Here is an 18,218-nt window from a genome sequence, read left to right as displayed (position 1 = left end):
GTTTATCAAACCGGGGGGCTTATTCGCCCGGCAGTTCAACCAGAGAGACCACCTTGACGCCAGCGGCGGTCAGGCGGGCATCACCACCGAGAGACGGCAGGGAGATGATGAATGCGGCATCAGCCACAGTACCGCCAGCGCGACGGATCAGCTTGACGGTGGCATCGACGGTGCCGCCGGTCGCCAGCAGATCGTCCACTACCAGTACCTTGTCACCGGGCACGATGGCGTCGGTGTGCAGTTGCAGGGTGTCGGTGCCGTATTCGAGGGCATAGGACTCCTCGATGACAGCGCGGGGCAGTTTGCCCGGCTTGCGGACCGGCACGAAGCCCAGACCCATGGCATAGGCAACCGGCGCGCCAAAGATGAAGCCGCGAGCTTCGGTACCAACAATCTTGGTGATCCCTTGATCACGATAGTGATTGGCCAGCAGATCGATGGTGGCTTTGAACGCCTCGGCATTTTCGATCAGGCTGGTAATGTCGCGAAACAGGATGCCCGGCTTCGGATAGTCGGGAATGGTCTTGATGCTCGCTTCGATAAATTTCAGGGTTTCCGGATTCATGGTTTGACCGTTTGTTTTTCGACCCAGATGGCCGTTTTATCTTAGTCTTCCCGCCAGCGGGAAATAAAAAAGCCTGTCACGCAAGAATGACAGGCCGACTCCATAGCATTATTGCCGCAATAGCTTAGGGACTTCACTTCTCCATTGCAACTGGCTCCAGCACCGGCAGGCGCATTAACCAGGTGAGCAGGATCACCATTATGAGAAGCAACAGCCCCCTGACCCATAGCAGCGGCACCACCGCCAGCGACACCGAGAAGGTGAGCAGAATGAAGATAATGGCGCGCCGCCGTGCATGCCGGCGAATACCGCGATACTGCTGCCAATCGGCAATGGGTGGGCCAAACCAGGGATGGCTTAGCAGCCAGTAGTGAAAACGGGGGGACGAGCGAGCAAACAGAGCGGCCGCCAGCAGCATGAAGGGGGTCGTCGGCAGCAGTGGCAACACGATGCCAACAATGCCGGTCACAAAGGCCAGCCACCCCAAGATCATCAGACACCAGCGCTGCATTGCCACCTCTCATCTCTGTTTATGGCTGTCTAGCCTAACAGAGTTTGGCTGATAGCTGACAGCGGGGCACAACCCCACTACAATCTGCCCTCTTTTTTCTCCTTATCTCTTCGGAAAGCAGTTATGCGCGTTATTTTGGCCCCCATGCAGGGGGTACTGGATCACCTGATGCGGGAGGTACTGACCTCCGTCAACGATTACGATCTCTGCGTAAGCGAATTTATCCGGGTCGTTGATCAGCTGCTGCCCGCCAAGGTGTTCTATCGCCTCTGCCCCGAACTGCTGCAAGATGGCAAAACCCGTGCGGGAACCCCGGTACGGGTCCAACTGCTGGGCCAACATCCCGAATGGCTGGCCGAGAACGCCGTGCGCGCCATCGAGCTGGGCTCCCCCGGGGTCGATCTCAACTTCGGCTGCCCCGCCCCCACCGTCAACAAGAGCAAGGGCGGCGCGGTGCTGCTCAAAGAGCCCGAGACCATCCATCGCATCGTCAAGGCAGTGCGCGACGCGGTGCCCGCCCATCTGCCGGTGAGCGCCAAAATTCGCCTTGGTTACGATGACAAGGATCTCTATCTGGAGAACGCTCATGCTGTTCATCAAGGCGGCGCCAACGAGCTGGCCGTCCATGCCCGCACCAAACGTGAAGGGTACAAGGCGCCCGCCCACTGGGAGTATGTGGATGCCATTCGCCGCGCCTTGCCGATCCCCGTCACGGCCAACGGCGAGATCTGGGATCATCAGGATGCCCTGACCTGTGCCAGCGTCTCCGGCTGCGACTCCCTGATGGTGGGGCGCGGCGCCATCTCCCTGCCCAATCTGGCCAATGTGATGAAAACCGGCTGCCCCCACATGAGCTGGGCCGAGGTACTGCAATTGATGGTGAGCTACACCGAGCAGGACTTGGCCAGCGAAAAGGCTGACTACTACCCCAGCCGGATCAAACAGTGGTTCAGCTATCTCAAGCGGGAATACCCGGAAGCAGATCTGCTGTTTCAGGATATCCGGGTACTCAAAGAGACGGATCCCATCCGCGATGCCTTGCTGCATGCGGCCAAAAGCCACGGCTAACCGTCGTTAACTTGACTCATATCATCTTGATAAAGTTATCGGATCCCTATACTGCCCCGAATCTGTCGTCTGTCCTGTGGGGGATAATGTGTGTGAAATGACGCAAGCGCAGTTGACTGTCTGGCGTAATCGCCTGCTGTCCGACTGGGCCCAGGTACGAGAAACGCTGATCGGTCAGCTGAAAGCCTGTCGCCGTGACGAGTGGGCCGAAAAGTTGGATCACTGCGAACAGGATCAACTGGTCGAGCTGACCAGCCGGCTGGATCTACCCAAAGTGGAGCAGAGCGTGGCGCATCTCAAACGGATCGATGCCGCACTCTGTCAGATGGATCTCGGCCTCTACGGCCTCTGTTCCGACTGCGAAGAGCCTCTGGCCATCGAATCGCTGGAACTCGATCCGACCCTGCAACGCTGCCCGCGCTGCGAAGCCCGCTATCGCAAGGGATTCCACGCCCACGAGCTCTGAAAGATGCACCAACCGGTGCATCCTCTCTTTACTGCCTCACTGGTGACACTGCCATTCCTGTCCAATACTCGACTATATGAGCCGGTTCGAGGGGATGAGTCGTGTACAGACTCTTGTTGTTATGGTGTTTATGCTGTCAGGCCGCCGCACAGGAGTCTTTGGTCGTTGGCTGGGGCGACTGGCAGCCGTTCAGCTATCGCAATGAACAGCATCAGCTGCAAGGGCTGGATATCGAACTGCTCAATGCCATCCTGCAGCGGGCTGACTATCAGGCTCGCTTCATCGAAATGCCCTGGACGAGGGTGCTGCACGAATTGGAGTTCGGCACGGTTCAACTGGCCATGTCCGCCAACATCACCACCGAGCGTCAGCAATATGCCCGCTTCAGCCATGCCTATCGGGAAGAGGAAACGGTCATCATCATCCGCAAGGAGGATGAAGAGCGCTGGCGCAACCTCACCACTCTGGAACAGTTGATCAATACTCCCGCTTTTCATATCGGTCTGCTCAAGGGGTTTGACTACGGCGAGGCATTCCGCCGCCTTGTCGCCGACCCCAAGGTAAAACCTCGGCTACAGGAGCGATTCACCCTGGAGCAACTGCTCAAGATGCTCAACGGCGGGCGGATCCAGGGGTTTATCCTCGATCCGAACAGCCTGCAGGAGTGGGAGCATCAGGGCATCACCTTGAAACAGCTCCATATCCTGCTACATATCGAGCGCACTCCGGTTCACCTGATGCTCAGCAAGAAGAGCACATCGCAAGCCCAGCTGGATCGGCTCAATCATGCGATCGACCAACTCAAGCAAAGCCCCGAATATCAGCAGATCCTGACCCGCTACACGTCAGGGCTGCTCGCCGAATAACAACGGGAGAGCCGATGGCTCTCCCGTTCTCTACGCAGGTTCCGTGAAATAACGTATCAGTAACCACTTCAACTGCACGACTGACCAAGCACAATGCCGGCCAGATGAGAGAAGTGATGGATCTCGTGAGTAGCATCACACTCACCGCTCTGTTTGCCCGGGTTATACCAGCAGGTAGCCAACCCCTGTGCGGCCGCACCGGCAATATCGGTCTTGGGATTGTCACCCACCATCAGCACTCTGGCCGGATCCGGAGCCCCCATCAGCGAGAGGGTGTGCTGAAAAATGGCGGGATCTGGCTTGGTAACCCGGATCTCGTCGGAAATAACCAGCGGAGCGAACCACTCGCTCCAGCCCAGCTTGCCAAGTCTGCCTCGCTGGGGAACGCTGAAACCGTTGGTGATGATGCCCATCTTCACCTTGTCCTTCAGCAGCTGTAGCGTCTCCACCACCCCATCAAGGGGCATGCTCAAAGCAACGATCTGCGCCAGAAAGGTATTGTTCATCACCATGGGGTCAACCTTGACCTGCTCGGCAAAGAGAGAAAAACGGGTCTCTTGCAGCGCTGTAGCATCGATTTCGCCATTGTTGTACTGCTGCCACAGACCGTGGTTAAGGGTGTGATAGGCCGCCATGCCAGCCTCATCCACCTGTACGCCATAGTGGCGAAGGGTTTGCTCCAGCGCCTGTGTCACCGGGAAATCGAGCAGGGTCTCATCCAGATCGAACAGCACCCAGTCATAGCTTGTCTTGTTCACAAAAATCCTTGTCATCAGTCAGGTTGTTCCATGCTGTGGCGCCCCGTTCTGCCCAGTGGACTGGCCAGCAGATCCAGCGTCAGACGCACGCCAAAGCCAGTTACTTCGCTTGAAACCACCCCGTTGCCTCCCTTGTTGCGAAAACCGCTCAGGTCAAAATGCAGCCAGGGAGTCTGCTCGGGGACGAAATGGGAGAGAAAACGGGCCGCATCAATATGATCCGGGGAGCTGCCCGGCGCACACTGCAACAGATCGGCCCATTCACTCTCGATGTTGTCGTCATAATCCTCATCGAGCGGAAACGGCCAAACTCGCTCGCCGCTACGCTGCCCCATATTGACCAGCGATACCAGCCATTCGGTGCGGTTGGTAAAAACACCGCTGTAACGGCTGCCCAGCGCCCGTTTGCAGGCACCGGTCAGGGTGGCGTAGTCGATCAGCAGATCCGGGGTATCCTGCGCTGCCATCGCCAGCGTATCAGCCAGCACCATCCGCCCTTCCGCATCGGTATCGACCACTTCGATGGTGGTACCGTTGATGGCCGTGACGACCTCCCCGGGCCGATAGGCATGAGGGCCAATATGGTTCTCGGCAATCGCCAGCCAGCAGTGAACTTCATAGGGTAGCTGGGCTCTGCTGATGGCATAGAGGGTACCGAGGGCTACCGCGCTGCCTCCCATGTCGAGATGCATGCCATACATGCTGCCGGAGATCTTGAGGTTGTAGCCGCCGGAATCGTGGCAAATGCCCTTGCCTACCAGCGCAATACGGCGCACTGGCTTGGGGGGGTAGTAGCTGAGCTTGACCATGGCGCCCTGATTGTCTTCCGAGCCGCGGGCCACGGCCAAAAAGGCGCCTGCCCCCAGCTCGGCCAACTGGCCCTGATCATAATGGAGGCAGTGCCATCCCTCCTCCTGCGCCAACTGGCTGAGAAACTCGCGATAGTTGGCTGCGGTCAGCTCGGAAGCGGGCAGCACCGCCAGATGACGGGCCAGCCCGTTGCCGCCCGCTTCGCTGTAGATCCGGGCCAGATCCAGCACCACCGCCGGGGACACAACTACCTGCTGATAGCTCCAGCTGCTTTCACTGCGGCTCTTGCTGGTCGGCAGCGGCATATTGGCAGCAAGCAGGGTGGAAAGCACCAGCTCGGCCAGCACTCCCCGCTCGGAGGCAGAAAAGCCCTCGAGATGAAGACCGACCCGCTCGGCTTTTAATCCGGACAACGGCGCAATCCAGCTTCGCACCTGCTTGTAGAGGCGGTGATCCCGCTCCACGCTGCCCGCAACACAGACGACCAGCAGCAGGCTGTTGCCCTGCATCAGGGTAAAGGGGGCTTTTTTGCCCAGCGCCAGCAGGGTGTTGACACCCGATAGCTGGGGATGAGCCAGGATCGCCTCCTTCTGATCTTCGGCGATCAGCAATATCTGTACAGGAAGCGCCTGCTCGAGGGCCTGGACGAGAGTGGCATCCTGGCAATCGATAGCGGGAGGAAGATAGGTAAAGGGAGTGATCACAGGCATATACCTCATCCGTGAAGAGATACCTGATCATACCTAACAAACAGGCGGGACGACCAGTTTTGCCCTGAAAAACCAGCACAAACAACATCTTCACCACGCAGGAGTGATATTGCGCAATGTCTGTAGAGTATTTGGAAAGAGAAAAATTGGGGTGATGAAAAGTAGCTGAAAAAGGAAAAACAGAGAGGAAGTTGGTTGCGGGGGCCGGATTTGAACCGACGACCTTCGGGTTATGAGCCCGACGAGCTACCGAGCTGCTCCACCCCGCGTCCGAATTGTCACCCCAGACCGAGCAGATGTCTGTGGCGTTTGTCTGCCTTCGATGGTTTACACATCGCAGGTTGACGAAAAAGTTGGTTGCGGGGGCCGGATTTGAACCGACGACCTTCGGGTTATGAGCCCGACGAGCTACCGAGCTGCTCCACCCCGCGTCCGAATTGTCACCCCAGACCGAGCAGAAGTCTGTGGCGTTTGTCTGCCCTCGATGGTTTGCACAATCGCAGGCTGACGAAAAAGTTGGTTGCGGGGGCCGGATTTGAACCGACGACCTTCGGGTTATGAGCCCGACGAGCTACCGAGCTGCTCCACCCCGCGTCCGAATTGTCACCCCAGACCGAGCAGAAGTCTGTGGCGTTTGTCTGCCCTCGATGGTTTGCACAATCGCAGGCTGACGAAAAAGTTGGTTGCGGGGGCCGGATTTGAACCGACGACCTTCGGGTTATGAGCCCGACGAGCTACCGAGCTGCTCCACCCCGCGTCCGAATTGTCACCCCAGACTGAGCAGAAGTCTGTGGCGTTTGTCTGCCTTCGAGTGTTTGCACAATCTCAGGTTGACGAAAAAGTTGGTTGCGGGGGCCGGATTTGAACCGACGACCTTCGGGTTATGAGCCCGACGAGCTACCGAGCTGCTCCACCCCGCGTCCGAATTGTCACCCCAGACCGAGCAGATGTCTGTAGCGTTTGTCTGCCTTCGAGTGTTTTCACAATCGCAGGCTGACGAAAAAGTTGGTTGCGGGGGCCGGATTTGAACCGACGACCTTCGGGTTATGAGCCCGACGAGCTACCGAGCTGCTCCACCCCGCGTCCGAATTGTCACCCCAGACTGAGCAGAAGTCTGTGGCGTTTGTCTGCCTTCGAGTGTTTGCACAATCTCAGGTTGACGAAAAAGTTGGTTGCGGGGGCCGGATTTGAACCGACGACCTTCGGGTTATGAGCCCGACGAGCTACCGAGCTGCTCCACCCCGCGTCCGAGGTGGCCAATAATAGGCGCCAGCGCACAGATTGCAAGTAAATATATCAAAAAAAGTTTATTCGTAGATTTATACGACAAAGAGTGCGGTCTTTATCAGCATCATGCTGTTTTTTCAGGCAAACGGATCAGGGAAAGGCATCCGGCACTACACTCAATAAGCTGAACACTCCTCATTTTGGGTAGGTATGATATGCGCATCTCCGCCGGACATTGCCGTCAGTTGGGGGCTACACCCGACAGTCACGGCGTCAACTTCGCGATCTGGGCACGCCTGGCCAGCCGGGTAGAACTCCTGCTCTTCTCCAGTGCAGGAGATTGCACCCCGGAGGTGATCCCGCTCTCGCCCCGTTTCAACCGTACCGCCTATTACTGGCATATCCATATTGAAGGCCTGCCCATCGGGCAGCGTTACGCCTATCGCATTCAGGGCCCATGGCGCCCCTATTGCGGTACCCGCTTCGATGGGGAAAAGGTGCTGCTCGATCCCTATGGCCGCAGCATCGAGCTCGGCCCCAACTACGATCGCTGGGCTGCTGCACTCCCGGGCAGCAACATTGCCAGCTGTGCCAAGAACCGGGTGGTTGATACCCGCCACTATAACTGGGAGGGTGACAAGCTACCGGCCCACTCCCTCTCGCGCTCGGTGATCTACGAACTCCATTTGGGAGGCTTTACCAACTCACCAAGCTCCGGGGTTGCGCCTGAACTGCGCGGCACCTATCTGGGTCTCATCGAGAAGATCCCCTATCTGCAATCCCTCGGCGTCACCGCCGTCGAGTTGCTGCCGGTGTTCCAGTTTGATCCGCAGGATTCGCCCAAAGGGCTCTCCAACTACTGGGGTTACAGCCCCATGTCCTTTTTTGCCCCCCACGCCCAGTACGCCTGCGGCGACGATCCGCTGACCGAGTTTCGCGACATGGTCAAGGCACTGCACAAGGCCAACATCGAGGTGATCCTCGATGTTGTCTACAACCACACGGCGGAAGGGGGCAACGATGGCCCCACCTTCTCGTTTCGCGGCATCGACAACGAGGCCTACTACATCCTCGACAACAACCAGCAGGACACCAACTACTCGGGCTGCGGCAACACCTTCAACGGCGCCCACCCGGTAGTGCTGCGGATGATCATGGACAGCCTGCACTTCTGGCGGCAGGAGATGCACGTCGATGGTTTCCGGTTTGATCTGGCAGCCATTTTGTCGCGGGATGAATCGGGCCAACCGCAGGCCAACGCCCCCACCCTGCGTACCATAGATACAGACCCCAACATCGCCGACATCAAGCTCATCGCCGAAGCCTGGGATGCGGGGGGACTCTATCAGGTAGGATCACTCGCCGGCGCGCGCTGGCGTGAATGGAACGGTCAGTTCCGCGACGATGTGCGCCGTTTTCTGAGGGGGGACGATAACAGCGTGACGGCCTTTGTAGAGCGACTCTGCGGCAGCCCCGATATCTACCACTATCACCATGCCGACCCCGAGAAGAGCATCAACTTCGTCACCTGCCACGACGGCTTTACCCTGTGGGACTGGGCCAGCTACAACCACAAGCACAACGAAGCCAACGGCGAGCAGAACCGCGATGGCTGCGATCACAACTTCAGCTGGAACCACGGCCACGAAGGGGTAACGGAAGATCCCCAGATCAACGCCCTGCGTATGCGTCAGGCCAAGAACATGATGGTGGCCACCCTGCTCTCGGTGGGCTCCCCCATGCTGCTGATGGGCGATGAACTGCTGCGCACCCAGCATGGCAACAACAATGGCTACTGTCAGGATAACCCGACCTGCTGGATGGACTGGCAACCCAACGCCCGCAGTCAGGAGATGTTCCGCTTCATGAAGGAGCTGATCCAGTATCGCAAGCACCTGTTCCAGCGCCCCGAGCAGGAGAGCATGCCGCTGTCGCTCACCGAAATCCTGCGCCACAGCGAGATCTGCTGGCACGGCGTCAACGCCATGCAGCCTGACTTCAGCACCCACTCCCACGCCATCGCCATGTCGGCCCTCTCGAGCGAAACCCGGCTGGCACTCTACGTGCTGTTCAACGCCTACTGGGAGCCCCTCACCTTCAACCTGCCTAGCCCCCCCAAGGGTGTCGGTGGCTACTGGCGACGGATCCTCGATACCGCCCTCCCCTCGCCGCAGGATATCTGCACCTTCGGCATGCCGCTGGAAGGGCTGACCCGCGAATATCTGGCCCAGCCACGCAGCAGTTGCCTCTTTATCTGCGGGGCAGACGACTTCTACTGATGCCCCCTCCCGCAAACAAAAAGCCCCCGGATCACATCCGGGGGCTTTCTCTTTTTCAGGGCTTGCTTGCCTGCGTCACACCAGCTGATGGAGCACGCTGGTGGCGGCGAGCTGGGCGATGAGCAGACCACACAACGAAGTTGAAACCACAACCGGCGCAGTATCACGCTGCAGATAGAGCGGGCTGAACCAGAGCAGCAGGGAGGCCACCAGCAACGCCGCCTGCGTCACCACCGCTGGGATCAGGGCATCGAGATTGGCCTCACCCCCTTGCCAGCCCACCAGCACGCCCAGCCAGATCAGGCTGGCCATGGCACCAACCAGACCGGCCAGTGGCAGCAGGGTATTGAATGCCTGCAGGCGGTGACGCGCCCGCAGCAGCATCAGGTGGGCAAAGGCCGCACCCAGCATTGCCATCTGCAGCAGACCGCTGACCCAGCCCTGCAGTTGCAGCAGGCCCACGCCATAAACTGCCAGCGGCAACGCCGGCAGCCAGAGCAGGGAAGATGGGATGGAACGTTTCCCCTCCAGCCGTGACTGGGCAAGCGACAGGCCCACGCCCAGCACCAGCGCCGCACCGCCGCTCCAGATCAGCCAGCTGGCCGCCTTGGCCTCTACCGCCAGCATCAGCGAAAGGGCGGTAATGACCCAGATGGAGAAGAGTTGCTGGCTGATGCGCGAGCGTTGGCCAGGGCAGAGATCACCGCGCCAGAGCACGATGCCAAGGGCAATGAGCGCTCCCAGCGCCATCAGGCCGGTCAGGGGAAAAAGCCAGAAAGGGAGTTGGACGAACATGGCGCCTCCAGCAAAGGGTGTCGAAATGCGCCATGATGGCGCCAGAGAGGGGCCGAGTATACCCAAACCCGGCGCCATCCCCAACGCCTGACATCACAAGTGGCGGCCTTAACGCTGGCCGCGGGCCAGTGCCACCACCCGGGCAAACATCTGGCGGATCACCGGCGGTATATGTTCAGCGCCGAGCCTCTCCGCCTCTTCGACCACCGCCAGCGCCATGCCCGGCTTGCTGCGATGATGGATCGCCTTGTTGATAATATGGCTGGCACTCCACATGGCGCGGCCACCGACACCGGCTTCGCGCCGGAATACCCCCTCAAAGCCATTGTTGTAGAGGTAGTGCTCGATATCGACCGCAGGCAGCTGGGTCAGCCGATCCCGCTCCCTGTCGCCTTTGAGCTGACCGCGAGCCGAAGCGGCATACTTGACTCCCGCCTCGTCGCCATCGGCCAGCAGATGCCACTCGATGCCAAAGTCGCGCGCCACCTTGATCAGCGGTGACTGGCCACACTGGGCAAACTCGATGATCCGCACCCCCTCGGCCCGCAGGCTATAGCCACAGATCTGGGCCAGCTCCGAGAGCAGCCAGATCTCTGTCTCCCCTTCCACCAGCAGCCAGCAACGGGCAAACAGCGACATGGGCCGGTTGATCCGCACATGAAAGGCAATCTTGCGCAGATCGTCGCTGCTGTAGCGCTCGCCACCCAGCTGGTGGCAGAGGATATCCTGCTGGCGCCGCACCAGCCGGCGCACCTGATTGAGCGGCAGGGAGGAGAGCAAGTCCCCCGAGTTGGTGGTGAGCAGCTTCTGGCCCGGCAACTGCTCCAGCAGTCCCCACGCCAGTGCCAGCATGGTTGGATGGAGCCGGCTTTCGGGATCTTCGAGGATCATGATGGGACGAGCCCCCTCCTCCAGCTCGCGGTTGCCGCGTGCCTGCAGCAGGGTCGCCGCCATCCCCGCCATCGCCAGCTGCAGGGCGCGGTTGTCCGCCTGACGCAGCAGGGTGTGCAGGTTGCCCGGATTGCGCAATGTCATGGGGCGATTGATGATGTCACGCTGGCTGCGCGGCTTGTTCTTGATGGGCGCCAGCGCGTTGAAGTAGTGATCCATCAGCTGGCGCACCGCCTGCAACGCCTCCTTGAGCTCGGGCTCGCCAATGCGCTGGGGCTCGTCGATCAGCTTGTCCGCCAACTCGTTCAGACGATGCTCGGAGAGATCACCCCACTGCAATGTCTCCACCCCGTTGCGGGCGGTGCGGGCATCGCGCAGGCGAAAGACCGGGTTCATGGTGATGAGCATGCAGACCAGCTCGTGAGCATTGGCGATGGGCAGGCTCTTGCCCACCCCGTCGAGAAAATCGTGCAGGGTCGCGACCGTGCCATCCTCCAGCAACTCGGCACTGGCGCGGTAGTGAATGCGATTGAACTTGTCCTTGTGCAGCACCCAGGCGGGACAAAGTCGGGCCAGACGGCGGGAGTGCTGGCACATCTGCGGTCTGTGTTCACAGAAGGTGAGCACCAGTTGCAGATGGCGCGCCGGGGCAAGCTCGGGATCTTCCGGCCGGTGGAAATCCTCGGCGCCAAACTGATAGGGCTCGGCATTTTGCCCCAGCAGACACCAGAGGGCGCGCAGCAGGCTCGATTTCCCCCAGGTGTTTTCACCGATCAGCACTGTGGTATGGTCAAGCCCGAGCGACAACCGATTGATGCCGCGAAATCCTTTAACTTCAATACGTTCCAGATACATCCAGCCATGTCCACGTCACTCTGATGGAGCAATAGTGGCAAAGTTGCCGGAAAAATCCTATCTGGTAGCGCCCTTTTTCAGCGGGAACTGTGAGGAATGGCAGGTTCGGGCGGGGTTGGCTCGGTCAGGCGCCCCTGCGGGGCATTCCAGTGGTTGAACCAGAGGTGGCGGGTACGGATCTGGCGCTTGCGATGATTCAATGGCGGCTCCTGTTTGTGGCACTGCGAAATGACGGGGTGAGCGAACTCACCGGAACGCATTGAGTCTCGCGGTTAACTGTGACAGGAGGATGACAGCCGGGCACGCCACTGCCCCGGCGTCAGGCCAAACGCCTCGCGAAAGCGGTTGCCAAAGTGAGCCTGGGAGGAGAAACCGCACTGGCTGGCGATCGTCGCCAGCGGTTCAACACCTGCCAGCAGCTGTTTGGCCCGCTTGAGGCGCAGCTCCAGCAGGTAGCGGTGGGGCGGGCAGCCCAGGCTCTGACTGAACATGCGGGCGAAGTGATACTCGCTCAGACCCGCCTGCTGCGCCAGCTGGGCCAGCGTTACCGGCTCGGCCAGGTGAGCATGAAGGTACTCCTGCACCCGCCGGATCGCCACCGGAGCCAGCCCGCCACGTACCGTCGGCAGTGCAGGCGCCGCCTCGGTATGGTGGCGATAGGCGTGGAGGATCAGCATCCAGGCGCCGTGAGAGAGCGCCAGGCGGTCGATGCCGTGCTGCCACTCAAGCTGCATCAGCTGACTCTGCACCAACAATGCCGCCTTCGGATCGTCGATAAAGGTCTTGTCCAGCAGTTGCAGGTGGCGCCCCTCGCGGTCGCACACCTCCTCGGCGATGCGGGTCAGGTGGGCCGGGGTGAAGTAGAGGTGGAAGAAGCGAAACTCCTCGCGCACCAGCCATTCGGATCTGTGGTGATCCGGCATGATGCACACCTTGCCGGTGCCACCACAACCGCCCGGCCCGTCGAGCCGCTCGGTCTGCTCGCCCCCCTGCAGATAGACGCTCAGGGTGTGGTGGCCCGGCTTGTGGTAGCGGGTCTGATCGTAGCAGTTGCGCCAGCTGGCCACGCCAAGCCCGGGCTCCAGCCAGCAGGAGTCCTCCAGCCGGGCGCCGGTGCTGACCAGTGCATCGAATACCCCTGCCGTTTTCATCTGACCCTGCCTCTCCCTGACGCTCCCGGCAAGCCCATCCTGCCGTCCGCTCATCTTACCGACTGACGCCCGGGATGACAGCGGCCCACAAACAAAAACCGCAAGATGGTGCAAGCCAGCAAGCCCCTGCCCACCCCATGCTGGAATACAAACCTACCTGCTTGTGGAACAACCGATGAACCTTCTGCTCTATCTCGCCACCGTCCTTATCTGGGGCAGCACCTGGATCGCCATCGCCTGGCAGCTTGGCCCCATCCCCATCGAAGTATCGGTGCTCTACCGCTTCTTGCTGGCGGCGGTGGCGCTGTTTGCCCTGCTCACCGCCAGCGGCCGCTTTCCGCGCCTGCCGTGGCACGGCCAGCGCTACGCGGCGCTGCTCGGTGCCCTGCTCTTTTCCACCAACTTTCTCTGCTTCTACCACGCCACCCGCTATATCCCGAGCGGCATGTCGGCGGTGATCTTCGCCAGCGCCAGCATCTTCAATGGCCTCAACCTCTGGCTGTTCGAGGGCAAACGCCCGAGCCTGCGCTGGCTGCAAGGGTCGCTACTGGGGCTCTTTGGCACCCTGCTGCTGTTCTGGCCGGTGCTGGCAGATGCGCAACTGGGAGCAAACGGCTGGAAGGGATTGCTGTTCGCCTGTGGCGGTACCCTCTGTTTTTCGCTGGGCAATCTGGTCTCGGCCCGCGGCCAGCGCCACGGCTACCATGTGTTGCAGATAGTGCCCTGGGGCATGGTTTACGGCGTCGTGCTGTTGCTGGGCTGGGTCACATTGCTCGGGCAGCAGCTGGTGGTGCCGACCGACAGCCACTATCTGGCGGCCATGGTCTACCTCGCCCTGTTTGGCTCGGTCATCGCCTTTACCGCCTATCTGACCCTGGTGGGGCGCATCGGGGCCAGCAAGGCCTCCTACGCGACCGTGCTCTTTCCGCTGGTGGCACTTACCCTTTCGACCTTCTATGAGGGATTTGTCTGGCAGCCGGTGTCGGTGGTCGGCGTGGTGGTGAGTCTCATCGGCAATCTGGTGATCTTCGCACCGCCCTTGAAGAGCTGGCGCATTGGCCCGTTCAAGGCGGTAAACGACACTTGCTCCTGAAGCGACCAGCCCCTAAGGTAACGCAGATCCAATCTGTCGATGACAAGGGGGCGAGATGTTACTGGAAGGGCTGGAGACGCTGAGCCTGCTGGCAAGTGAAGGAACCATGGCCAAGGTGGCCAGCCGCCTCTATATCAGCCAGTCGGCGGTGAGCAAGCGCATTGCCCAGCTGGAGCAGCGCCTTGGCAAGAAGCTGATCGAGCCGGAGGGGCGCCAGATCCGGCTCACCCCGCAGGCGCTGGAGCTGCTGGAGCGGGTAGCGCCGAGCCTGGCCGAGATGAAGGGGGTACTGGCCGACAGCCAGGATCTGGCTGATCACAGTCCCCTCCCCATCGCCTGCTCCGAGACCCTGCTGGCCGGTTATCTCGCCCACTTCATGCGCGGCTACCTTGGCCGCGACCCGCATCTCGCCCTCTCCACCCACCACACCCCGGTCATTCTGGCGCGGGTGCGCAGCGGCGATGCCCTGCTCGGCATCTGCGCCGGTCGCCTCCCGCCCGGCCATGGCCTTGGCGCCGAGCTGCTGCTGGAGGAGCCCTTCTATCTGGTGGGAGAGGCGCAGCAGAGCCTGCCCCCTGCCGCTCAGGGCGGTGGGCGCAAGATCCTCACCATGGATCTGGAGAACCCCGCCAATCGCTATCTGCGCGAGCCCCTCGCCGCCCTCGGCCTGGAGCCCGCCATGGAGCTCGACTCCTATCTGGCGCTGATCGAGCTGGCCAAGGCCGGTATCGGCCCGGTGCTGCTGCCTGCCGGTCTGCTGGCGCTGGTGGGGGAGCAGGGAGAAACGGCCCGCCTGCTGCCGGCACTCGCCCGCCCGCTCCATCTGGTCTACCGGCCAAATAGTCTCAAGCGCGAGCGCATTGCCAAACTGGTCAACGCCCTGCGCAAACACTTCAGCCATTACAGCGACACACCGCGCTAACGCTGTAAAACCGCAGATATGACAACGGGGCCCGAGGGCCCCGTTAACAATTGCGATGCGGCAAGCAAGGCACACATCAGATCCAGGCAAACAGCTCGGGATACTGGCTCCACACCAGCTTGGCGGACATCAGCAGGGAGACGGTCACCAGCAGCGGCTTGATCAGCTTCACCCCTTTTTTCAGCACCATTTTGGAGCCAAAACGGGCGCCCACAAATTGCCCCAGCGCCATGCAGAAACCGACGCTCCACACCACCTTGCCGCCGAGGGCAAAGAACAGCAGGGAGGCGATGTTGGAGGTGAAGTTGAGCAGCTTGGTGTGGGCGGTGGCCCGCGCCATGCCAAAGCCTGCCAGCGCCACGAATCCGATGGCAAAGAATGAACCGGTCCCCGGCCCGAAGAAGCCGTCATAGAAGCCGACCCCGCCCCCCACCAGCAGCGCAAATAGCATGGGGGTCAGGCGGCGGGAGCTCTCGGCGTCGCTCACCCGCGGCGAGAAGAAGAAGTAGCAGGCAAAGGCCATCAGCAGAAAGGGGAGCAAGCGCTCCAGCACGGCGGCATCGATGGTCTGCACCGCCAGCGTGCCCACGGCGGCGCCGATAAAGGTGCAGATCACCGCAGGCCAGATCATGGCCCACTCCAGCAATCCTCTGCGGGCATAGAACCAGGTGGCGGAAAAGGAGCCGAAACTGCTCTGCAGCTTGTTGGTGCCAAGCACCAGCGCGGGGGGCATGCCGGTGGCCAGCAGGGCCGGTACCGTCAACAGGCCGCCGCCACCGGCGATGGCATCGATAAAGCCGGCGATGAGCGCCACGCCAAACAGGGCAAACAGGGTAACCAGTTCCAATTCCATCCATAGACCTCACGGGATTGGGTTGCCCGACACAGGGGCAACCGGGGGGAGAATAAACACGCCGGGCAGAGGGGCTGCACTGACTGCCGGTTATCCTAACGGGCCAAAGTCCATGAATCTAACGAAACAGTGGCAGCCAATTGATTCCTGATTTTCACTAATTTTGGCTCACGCGCCCCTGCCCCTCAGCTCAGGCAGCGCTTTGTGGCGCCGGTGACTCCACTTCCGATCCCTTGATGGCGGTCAGAGCCGCCAGCAGCGGCACCTCGTCATCACCGGGGAAACGGCTGACCCGACCGGCCATGTAGCGGCTGCTGAACAGATTGAACCAGTGCTGCAGCGCCTGACCGGCCCTGAGCTCCCCGGCAACTTCCAGCACACAGGCGGCCACCTCGGCGGTACAGAGGTGCTCCTCGCTGTTGGCCACCCGCATGCCATAAGTAGAGAGCGCATCGGGTTTGATGGCCAGCACCGGAAAACCGTCGAGATAGGGGCTCTTGTTGAACATCTTGCGCGCCTCAGGCCAAGTGCCGTCGAGCAGGATAAAGAGCGGCTTCTTGCCGGGCGCAAGCACAACCTCGCCGGTCAAACGGGCCGGCTCCTTTTCGCAGGCGGGAAAGACCACATAGGGCTGCCAAACAGGATCGGCCAGCAGGGCCAGCAGCTCGGGATGGGGCTCGGTGCGCGACCAGAGAAAGGCCCAGGTGGTATCCGGCAACACATCGGCGATGAGACGGCCGGTGTTGGAGGGCTTCATCGGCTCGCTGTCATACATCAGCAGGCAAAAGCCCGCCTCCGCTTTGAGCTCGGGGCGCCACTCGCAGGCACACCAATCCTCACGCAGCTGACAGGCGGGACAACGGGCCAGGGTGCCGCCACGGGCGAGAAACGGTCGGGTAGAGATACTCTTGCGCCAGGCCCGCAGGCGGTTGACGGCGTGATCAGGAACAGGCTTCATCTAGGTTCACAACTGGAGTCAAAACAGGAACGGCAACGGTGCCCACATGTCACGGCGCCATAAGCGCCCGATAACAGGGGTTCTGCCGGAAAAGCGCAAGATTGTACCCAGTTACGTGCTGGTGGAACAGCAATCCCTGCCCCTTTCGCCAGGCACAGTGCCAAATCCTTTTGCCTTACGACTCCTGACAGGTGCGCAGCAGCTCCAGCAACAGGCTACCGTCACGCAGCGCCTTGTGCACCTGCACCGAGGTGGGCTTGGTGGGATCTTCGTAGAAGTGGGTGGATTCGATCTGCAGCCGCACCAGATACTCGGCCGGCAACTGGCTCGCCAGCGACTGATGCAACATGGGGAACAGTAGTCGATCGGCACGGGTGATCTCGCCCCCCAGCAGCAGCTTGCCCGGATTGAGCAGACAAATGAGGTTGGAGAGCACCCGCGACAGGCGCCCCGCCGCCTGATGGAGAATATCCTGACAGAGGCTGTTGCCCGCCAGCGCCAGCTCGCACAGCTCGCGAATGGTGACGCTCTCGGGCAGATCGTGCTCCTGCATCCGCTCGCGCAGATCCCGGTATTGCGCCTCCAGCGCCTGATTGGTCACTAGCGTGCAGGCGCAGCCAAAGCCGCCGCAGTAGCAGCGCTGGCCATAGGGTTCGAGCTGCAAATGGCTGAGATCGCCGAGCAGCGCATTTTCGCTCTCGATAAGCTGGCCATTGACCACCATGCCGACACCGATGTCGTTGTGAACGAACACCAGCACCGCATCGGCGCAATTCTTGGCGGCTCCCCACTCGCGCTCTGCCTGGATCCAGGTGCGCACGTCGCCGCTCACCAGCACCGGCACAGCAAAGGCCTCCTGCAAAGTCGGCCCCAGCGGCCAGTTGCGCAGATCGTAGAAGGGGAAGTGCTTGACCATGCCGGAGTGGCGCTCTACCTGACCCGGCAGACAAAGGGCGATGCAGGCAAGGTTGAGGGCCTTTTTCGGCAAGAAGCTGCGAATGGCGTGAACCAGGCTATCCAGCAGTTCGCCGCGCTCGGCCTCGGTAAAAATATGGCGATGGCGCGCCAGCGAACGACCGGTGAAGTCGAACAGCGCCATGTCTACATAACCACGCCCCAGCCGCATGGAGAGAAACTGGAAGCGGCGCTCGTTGATGCGCAGCAAGGTCTGGCGACGGCCACGCCCCACCGAGCTTTCACCACAGGTGACCACCAGCCCGCTGTCGAGCAGCTCGCGGGTGATTTTGGTAATGCTGGCGGGAGAGAGACCGGTCAAGCGGGAGAGATCGGTGCGCGACAACTCCTTGTGCTCTTCCAGGCTGGCATAAACCAGGCCGTAGTTGAGCTGGCGGATCAAGTCGATACTACCTTTCACGATCTCATTCATAGGCTATGGGGCAAACGCAGACACAGAGGGCGGCAATTTTCACACATTATTGG

General features: G+C 60.8%; 17 protein-coding genes and 7 tRNA genes. 6 read left to right on the top strand and 18 right to left on the bottom strand.

Going from position 1 to position 18,218, the window contains the following annotated elements:
- Positions 1–19: 19 nt before the first annotated feature.
- Both apt and I6L40_RS11910 read right to left on the bottom strand, forming a co-directional pair.
- A complete protein-coding gene (gene apt / locus I6L40_RS11915; RefSeq protein ID WP_033113563.1) occupies positions 20–565 on the bottom strand; it encodes an adenine phosphoribosyltransferase in 546 nt (181 codons plus the stop codon).
- Between the two features lie 133 nt (positions 566–698).
- Positions 699–1,076: a YbaN family protein gene (locus I6L40_RS11910; protein ID WP_071909914.1), complete on the bottom strand. Its 378-nt coding sequence runs from the start codon at positions 1,074–1,076 to the stop codon at positions 699–701.
- Between the two features lie 123 nt (positions 1,077–1,199).
- On the opposite strand from I6L40_RS11910, the gene dusC reads away from it, so the two are divergent.
- The 3 genes from dusC (at position 1,200) to I6L40_RS11895 (ending at position 3,476) form a co-directional block, all read left to right on the top strand.
- Positions 1,200–2,144, top strand: a complete 945-nt coding sequence (gene dusC, locus I6L40_RS11905; RefSeq protein ID WP_216994309.1) for a tRNA dihydrouridine(16) synthase DusC — start codon at positions 1,200–1,202, stop codon at positions 2,142–2,144.
- 97 nt (positions 2,145–2,241) lie between these two features.
- Positions 2,242–2,610: a TraR/DksA C4-type zinc finger protein gene (locus I6L40_RS11900; RefSeq protein WP_104014906.1), complete on the top strand. Its 369-nt coding sequence runs from the start codon at positions 2,242–2,244 to the stop codon at positions 2,608–2,610.
- Between the two features lie 158 nt (positions 2,611–2,768).
- Positions 2,769–3,476 carry an ABC transporter substrate-binding protein gene (locus I6L40_RS11895; protein WP_254204023.1) on the top strand — a complete coding sequence of 236 codons (708 nt, stop codon included), beginning with the start codon at positions 2,769–2,771 and terminating at the stop codon, positions 3,474–3,476.
- 68 nt (positions 3,477–3,544) lie between these two features.
- On the opposite strand, the gene yjjG is transcribed toward I6L40_RS11895, so the two are convergent.
- The 9 genes from yjjG to I6L40_RS11850 form a co-directional block, all read right to left on the bottom strand.
- A complete protein-coding gene (gene yjjG, locus I6L40_RS11890) occupies positions 3,545–4,234 on the bottom strand; it encodes a pyrimidine 5'-nucleotidase (RefSeq protein WP_216994308.1) in 690 nt (229 codons plus the stop codon).
- A gap of 14 nt (positions 4,235–4,248) precedes the next feature.
- Complete coding sequence (locus I6L40_RS11885; protein ID WP_216995428.1) at positions 4,249–5,748, bottom strand: leucyl aminopeptidase family protein; 1,500 nt, start codon at positions 5,746–5,748, stop codon at positions 4,249–4,251.
- 198 nt (positions 5,749–5,946) lie between these two features.
- Positions 5,947–6,023: transfer RNA gene (locus tag I6L40_RS11880), tRNA-Met, on the bottom strand.
- Positions 6,024–6,108: 85 nt separating this feature from the next.
- Positions 6,109–6,185: transfer RNA gene (locus I6L40_RS11875), tRNA-Met, on the bottom strand.
- Between the two features lie 86 nt (positions 6,186–6,271).
- Positions 6,272–6,348, bottom strand: a tRNA-Met gene (locus I6L40_RS11870).
- 86 nt (positions 6,349–6,434) lie between these two features.
- Positions 6,435–6,511 (bottom strand) — tRNA-Met (locus tag I6L40_RS11865).
- Between the two features lie 86 nt (positions 6,512–6,597).
- Positions 6,598–6,674 (bottom strand) — tRNA-Met (locus I6L40_RS11860).
- 86 nt (positions 6,675–6,760) lie between these two features.
- Positions 6,761–6,837: transfer RNA gene (locus tag I6L40_RS11855), tRNA-Met, on the bottom strand.
- 86 nt (positions 6,838–6,923) lie between these two features.
- Positions 6,924–7,000, bottom strand: a tRNA-Met gene (locus I6L40_RS11850).
- A 196-nt stretch (positions 7,001–7,196) separates the two neighbouring features.
- Here I6L40_RS11850 and glgX point away from each other — a divergent pair.
- Positions 7,197–9,260: a glycogen debranching protein GlgX gene (glgX, locus tag I6L40_RS11845; RefSeq protein WP_071915083.1), complete on the top strand. Its 2,064-nt coding sequence runs from the start codon at positions 7,197–7,199 to the stop codon at positions 9,258–9,260.
- Between the two features lie 75 nt (positions 9,261–9,335).
- On the opposite strand, the gene I6L40_RS11840 is transcribed toward glgX, so the two are convergent.
- The 4 genes from I6L40_RS11840 to I6L40_RS11830 all read right to left on the bottom strand — a co-directional run bounded on the left by I6L40_RS11840 (position 9,336) and on the right by I6L40_RS11830 (position 12,952).
- Entirely contained in the window at positions 9,336–10,055 is a 720-nt protein-coding gene (locus tag I6L40_RS11840; protein ID WP_071915081.1) for a hypothetical protein, read from the bottom strand.
- A 108-nt stretch (positions 10,056–10,163) separates the two neighbouring features.
- Positions 10,164–11,801, bottom strand: coding sequence for an ATP-dependent endonuclease (locus tag I6L40_RS11835; RefSeq protein ID WP_041210275.1), 1,638 nt, complete (start codon positions 11,799–11,801; stop codon positions 10,164–10,166).
- 77 nt (positions 11,802–11,878) lie between these two features.
- A complete protein-coding gene (locus tag I6L40_RS21120) occupies positions 11,879–12,001 on the bottom strand; it encodes a hypothetical protein (protein ID WP_255933577.1) in 123 nt (40 codons plus the stop codon).
- A gap of 72 nt (positions 12,002–12,073) precedes the next feature.
- Positions 12,074–12,952 (bottom strand): helix-turn-helix domain-containing protein, encoded by an 879-nt coding sequence (locus I6L40_RS11830; protein ID WP_156128762.1) that lies wholly within the window; start codon positions 12,950–12,952, stop codon positions 12,074–12,076.
- A gap of 175 nt (positions 12,953–13,127) precedes the next feature.
- Here I6L40_RS11830 and I6L40_RS11825 point away from each other — a divergent pair, with 175 nt between their 5' ends.
- Both I6L40_RS11825 and I6L40_RS11820 read left to right on the top strand, forming a co-directional pair.
- Complete coding sequence (locus I6L40_RS11825) at positions 13,128–14,045, top strand: DMT family transporter (protein WP_216994307.1); 918 nt, start codon at positions 13,128–13,130, stop codon at positions 14,043–14,045.
- A 55-nt stretch (positions 14,046–14,100) separates the two neighbouring features.
- Positions 14,101–14,967: a LysR family transcriptional regulator gene (locus I6L40_RS11820; RefSeq protein ID WP_071915076.1), complete on the top strand. Its 867-nt coding sequence runs from the start codon at positions 14,101–14,103 to the stop codon at positions 14,965–14,967.
- Between the two features lie 76 nt (positions 14,968–15,043).
- Here I6L40_RS11820 and I6L40_RS11815 read toward each other — a convergent pair whose 3' ends face one another.
- The 3 genes from I6L40_RS11815 to I6L40_RS11805 all read right to left on the bottom strand — a co-directional run bounded on the left by I6L40_RS11815 (position 15,044) and on the right by I6L40_RS11805 (position 18,165).
- The gene (locus I6L40_RS11815) at positions 15,044–15,820 is read right to left on the bottom strand and encodes a TSUP family transporter (protein WP_043851743.1); all 777 of its coding nucleotides are present in this window, start codon (positions 15,818–15,820) and stop codon (positions 15,044–15,046) included.
- A gap of 190 nt (positions 15,821–16,010) precedes the next feature.
- Positions 16,011–16,778 carry a tRNA-uridine aminocarboxypropyltransferase gene (locus I6L40_RS11810; protein ID WP_216994306.1) on the bottom strand — a complete coding sequence of 256 codons (768 nt, stop codon included), beginning with the start codon at positions 16,776–16,778 and terminating at the stop codon, positions 16,011–16,013.
- Positions 16,779–16,953: 175 nt separating this feature from the next.
- Positions 16,954–18,165, bottom strand: a complete 1,212-nt coding sequence (locus tag I6L40_RS11805; protein ID WP_033116113.1) for an ROK family transcriptional regulator — start codon at positions 18,163–18,165, stop codon at positions 16,954–16,956.
- Positions 18,166–18,218: the final 53 nt, after the last annotated feature.

Source organism: Aeromonas sp. FDAARGOS 1410 (assembly GCF_019048745.1).
Classification (GTDB): Bacteria; Pseudomonadota; Gammaproteobacteria; order Enterobacterales; family Aeromonadaceae; genus Aeromonas; species Aeromonas jandaei.
This window is presented reverse-complemented; position numbering and strand designations above follow the sequence as displayed.

What these genes read in the sequence shown, in the direction of transcription:
- glgX (WP_071915083.1), top strand. Translation starts at nt 7,197, where the DNA reads ATGCGCATCTCCGCCGGACATTGCCGTCAGTTGGGGGCTACACCCGAC.
- apt (WP_033113563.1), bottom strand. Translation starts at nt 565, where the DNA reads ATGAATCCGGAAACCCTGAAATTTATCGAAGCGAGCATCAAGACCATT.
- I6L40_RS11825 (WP_216994307.1), top strand. Translation starts at nt 13,128, where the DNA reads ATGAACCTTCTGCTCTATCTCGCCACCGTCCTTATCTGGGGCAGCACC.
- I6L40_RS11835 (WP_041210275.1), bottom strand. Translation starts at nt 11,801, where the DNA reads ATGTATCTGGAACGTATTGAAGTTAAAGGATTTCGCGGCATCAATCGG.
- dusC (WP_216994309.1), top strand. Translation starts at nt 1,200, where the DNA reads ATGCGCGTTATTTTGGCCCCCATGCAGGGGGTACTGGATCACCTGATG.
- I6L40_RS11815 (WP_043851743.1), bottom strand. Translation starts at nt 15,820, where the DNA reads ATGGAATTGGAACTGGTTACCCTGTTTGCCCTGTTTGGCGTGGCGCTC.
- I6L40_RS11900 (WP_104014906.1), top strand. Translation starts at nt 2,242, where the DNA reads ATGACGCAAGCGCAGTTGACTGTCTGGCGTAATCGCCTGCTGTCCGAC.
- I6L40_RS11830 (WP_156128762.1), bottom strand. Translation starts at nt 12,952, where the DNA reads ATGAAAACGGCAGGGGTATTCGATGCACTGGTCAGCACCGGCGCCCGG.
- I6L40_RS11805 (WP_033116113.1), bottom strand. Translation starts at nt 18,165, where the DNA reads ATGAATGAGATCGTGAAAGGTAGTATCGACTTGATCCGCCAGCTCAAC.
- I6L40_RS11810 (WP_216994306.1), bottom strand. Translation starts at nt 16,778, where the DNA reads ATGAAGCCTGTTCCTGATCACGCCGTCAACCGCCTGCGGGCCTGGCGC.
- I6L40_RS11910 (WP_071909914.1), bottom strand. Translation starts at nt 1,076, where the DNA reads ATGCAGCGCTGGTGTCTGATGATCTTGGGGTGGCTGGCCTTTGTGACC.
- I6L40_RS11840 (WP_071915081.1), bottom strand. Translation starts at nt 10,055, where the DNA reads ATGTTCGTCCAACTCCCTTTCTGGCTTTTTCCCCTGACCGGCCTGATG.
- I6L40_RS11820 (WP_071915076.1), top strand. Translation starts at nt 14,101, where the DNA reads ATGTTACTGGAAGGGCTGGAGACGCTGAGCCTGCTGGCAAGTGAAGGA.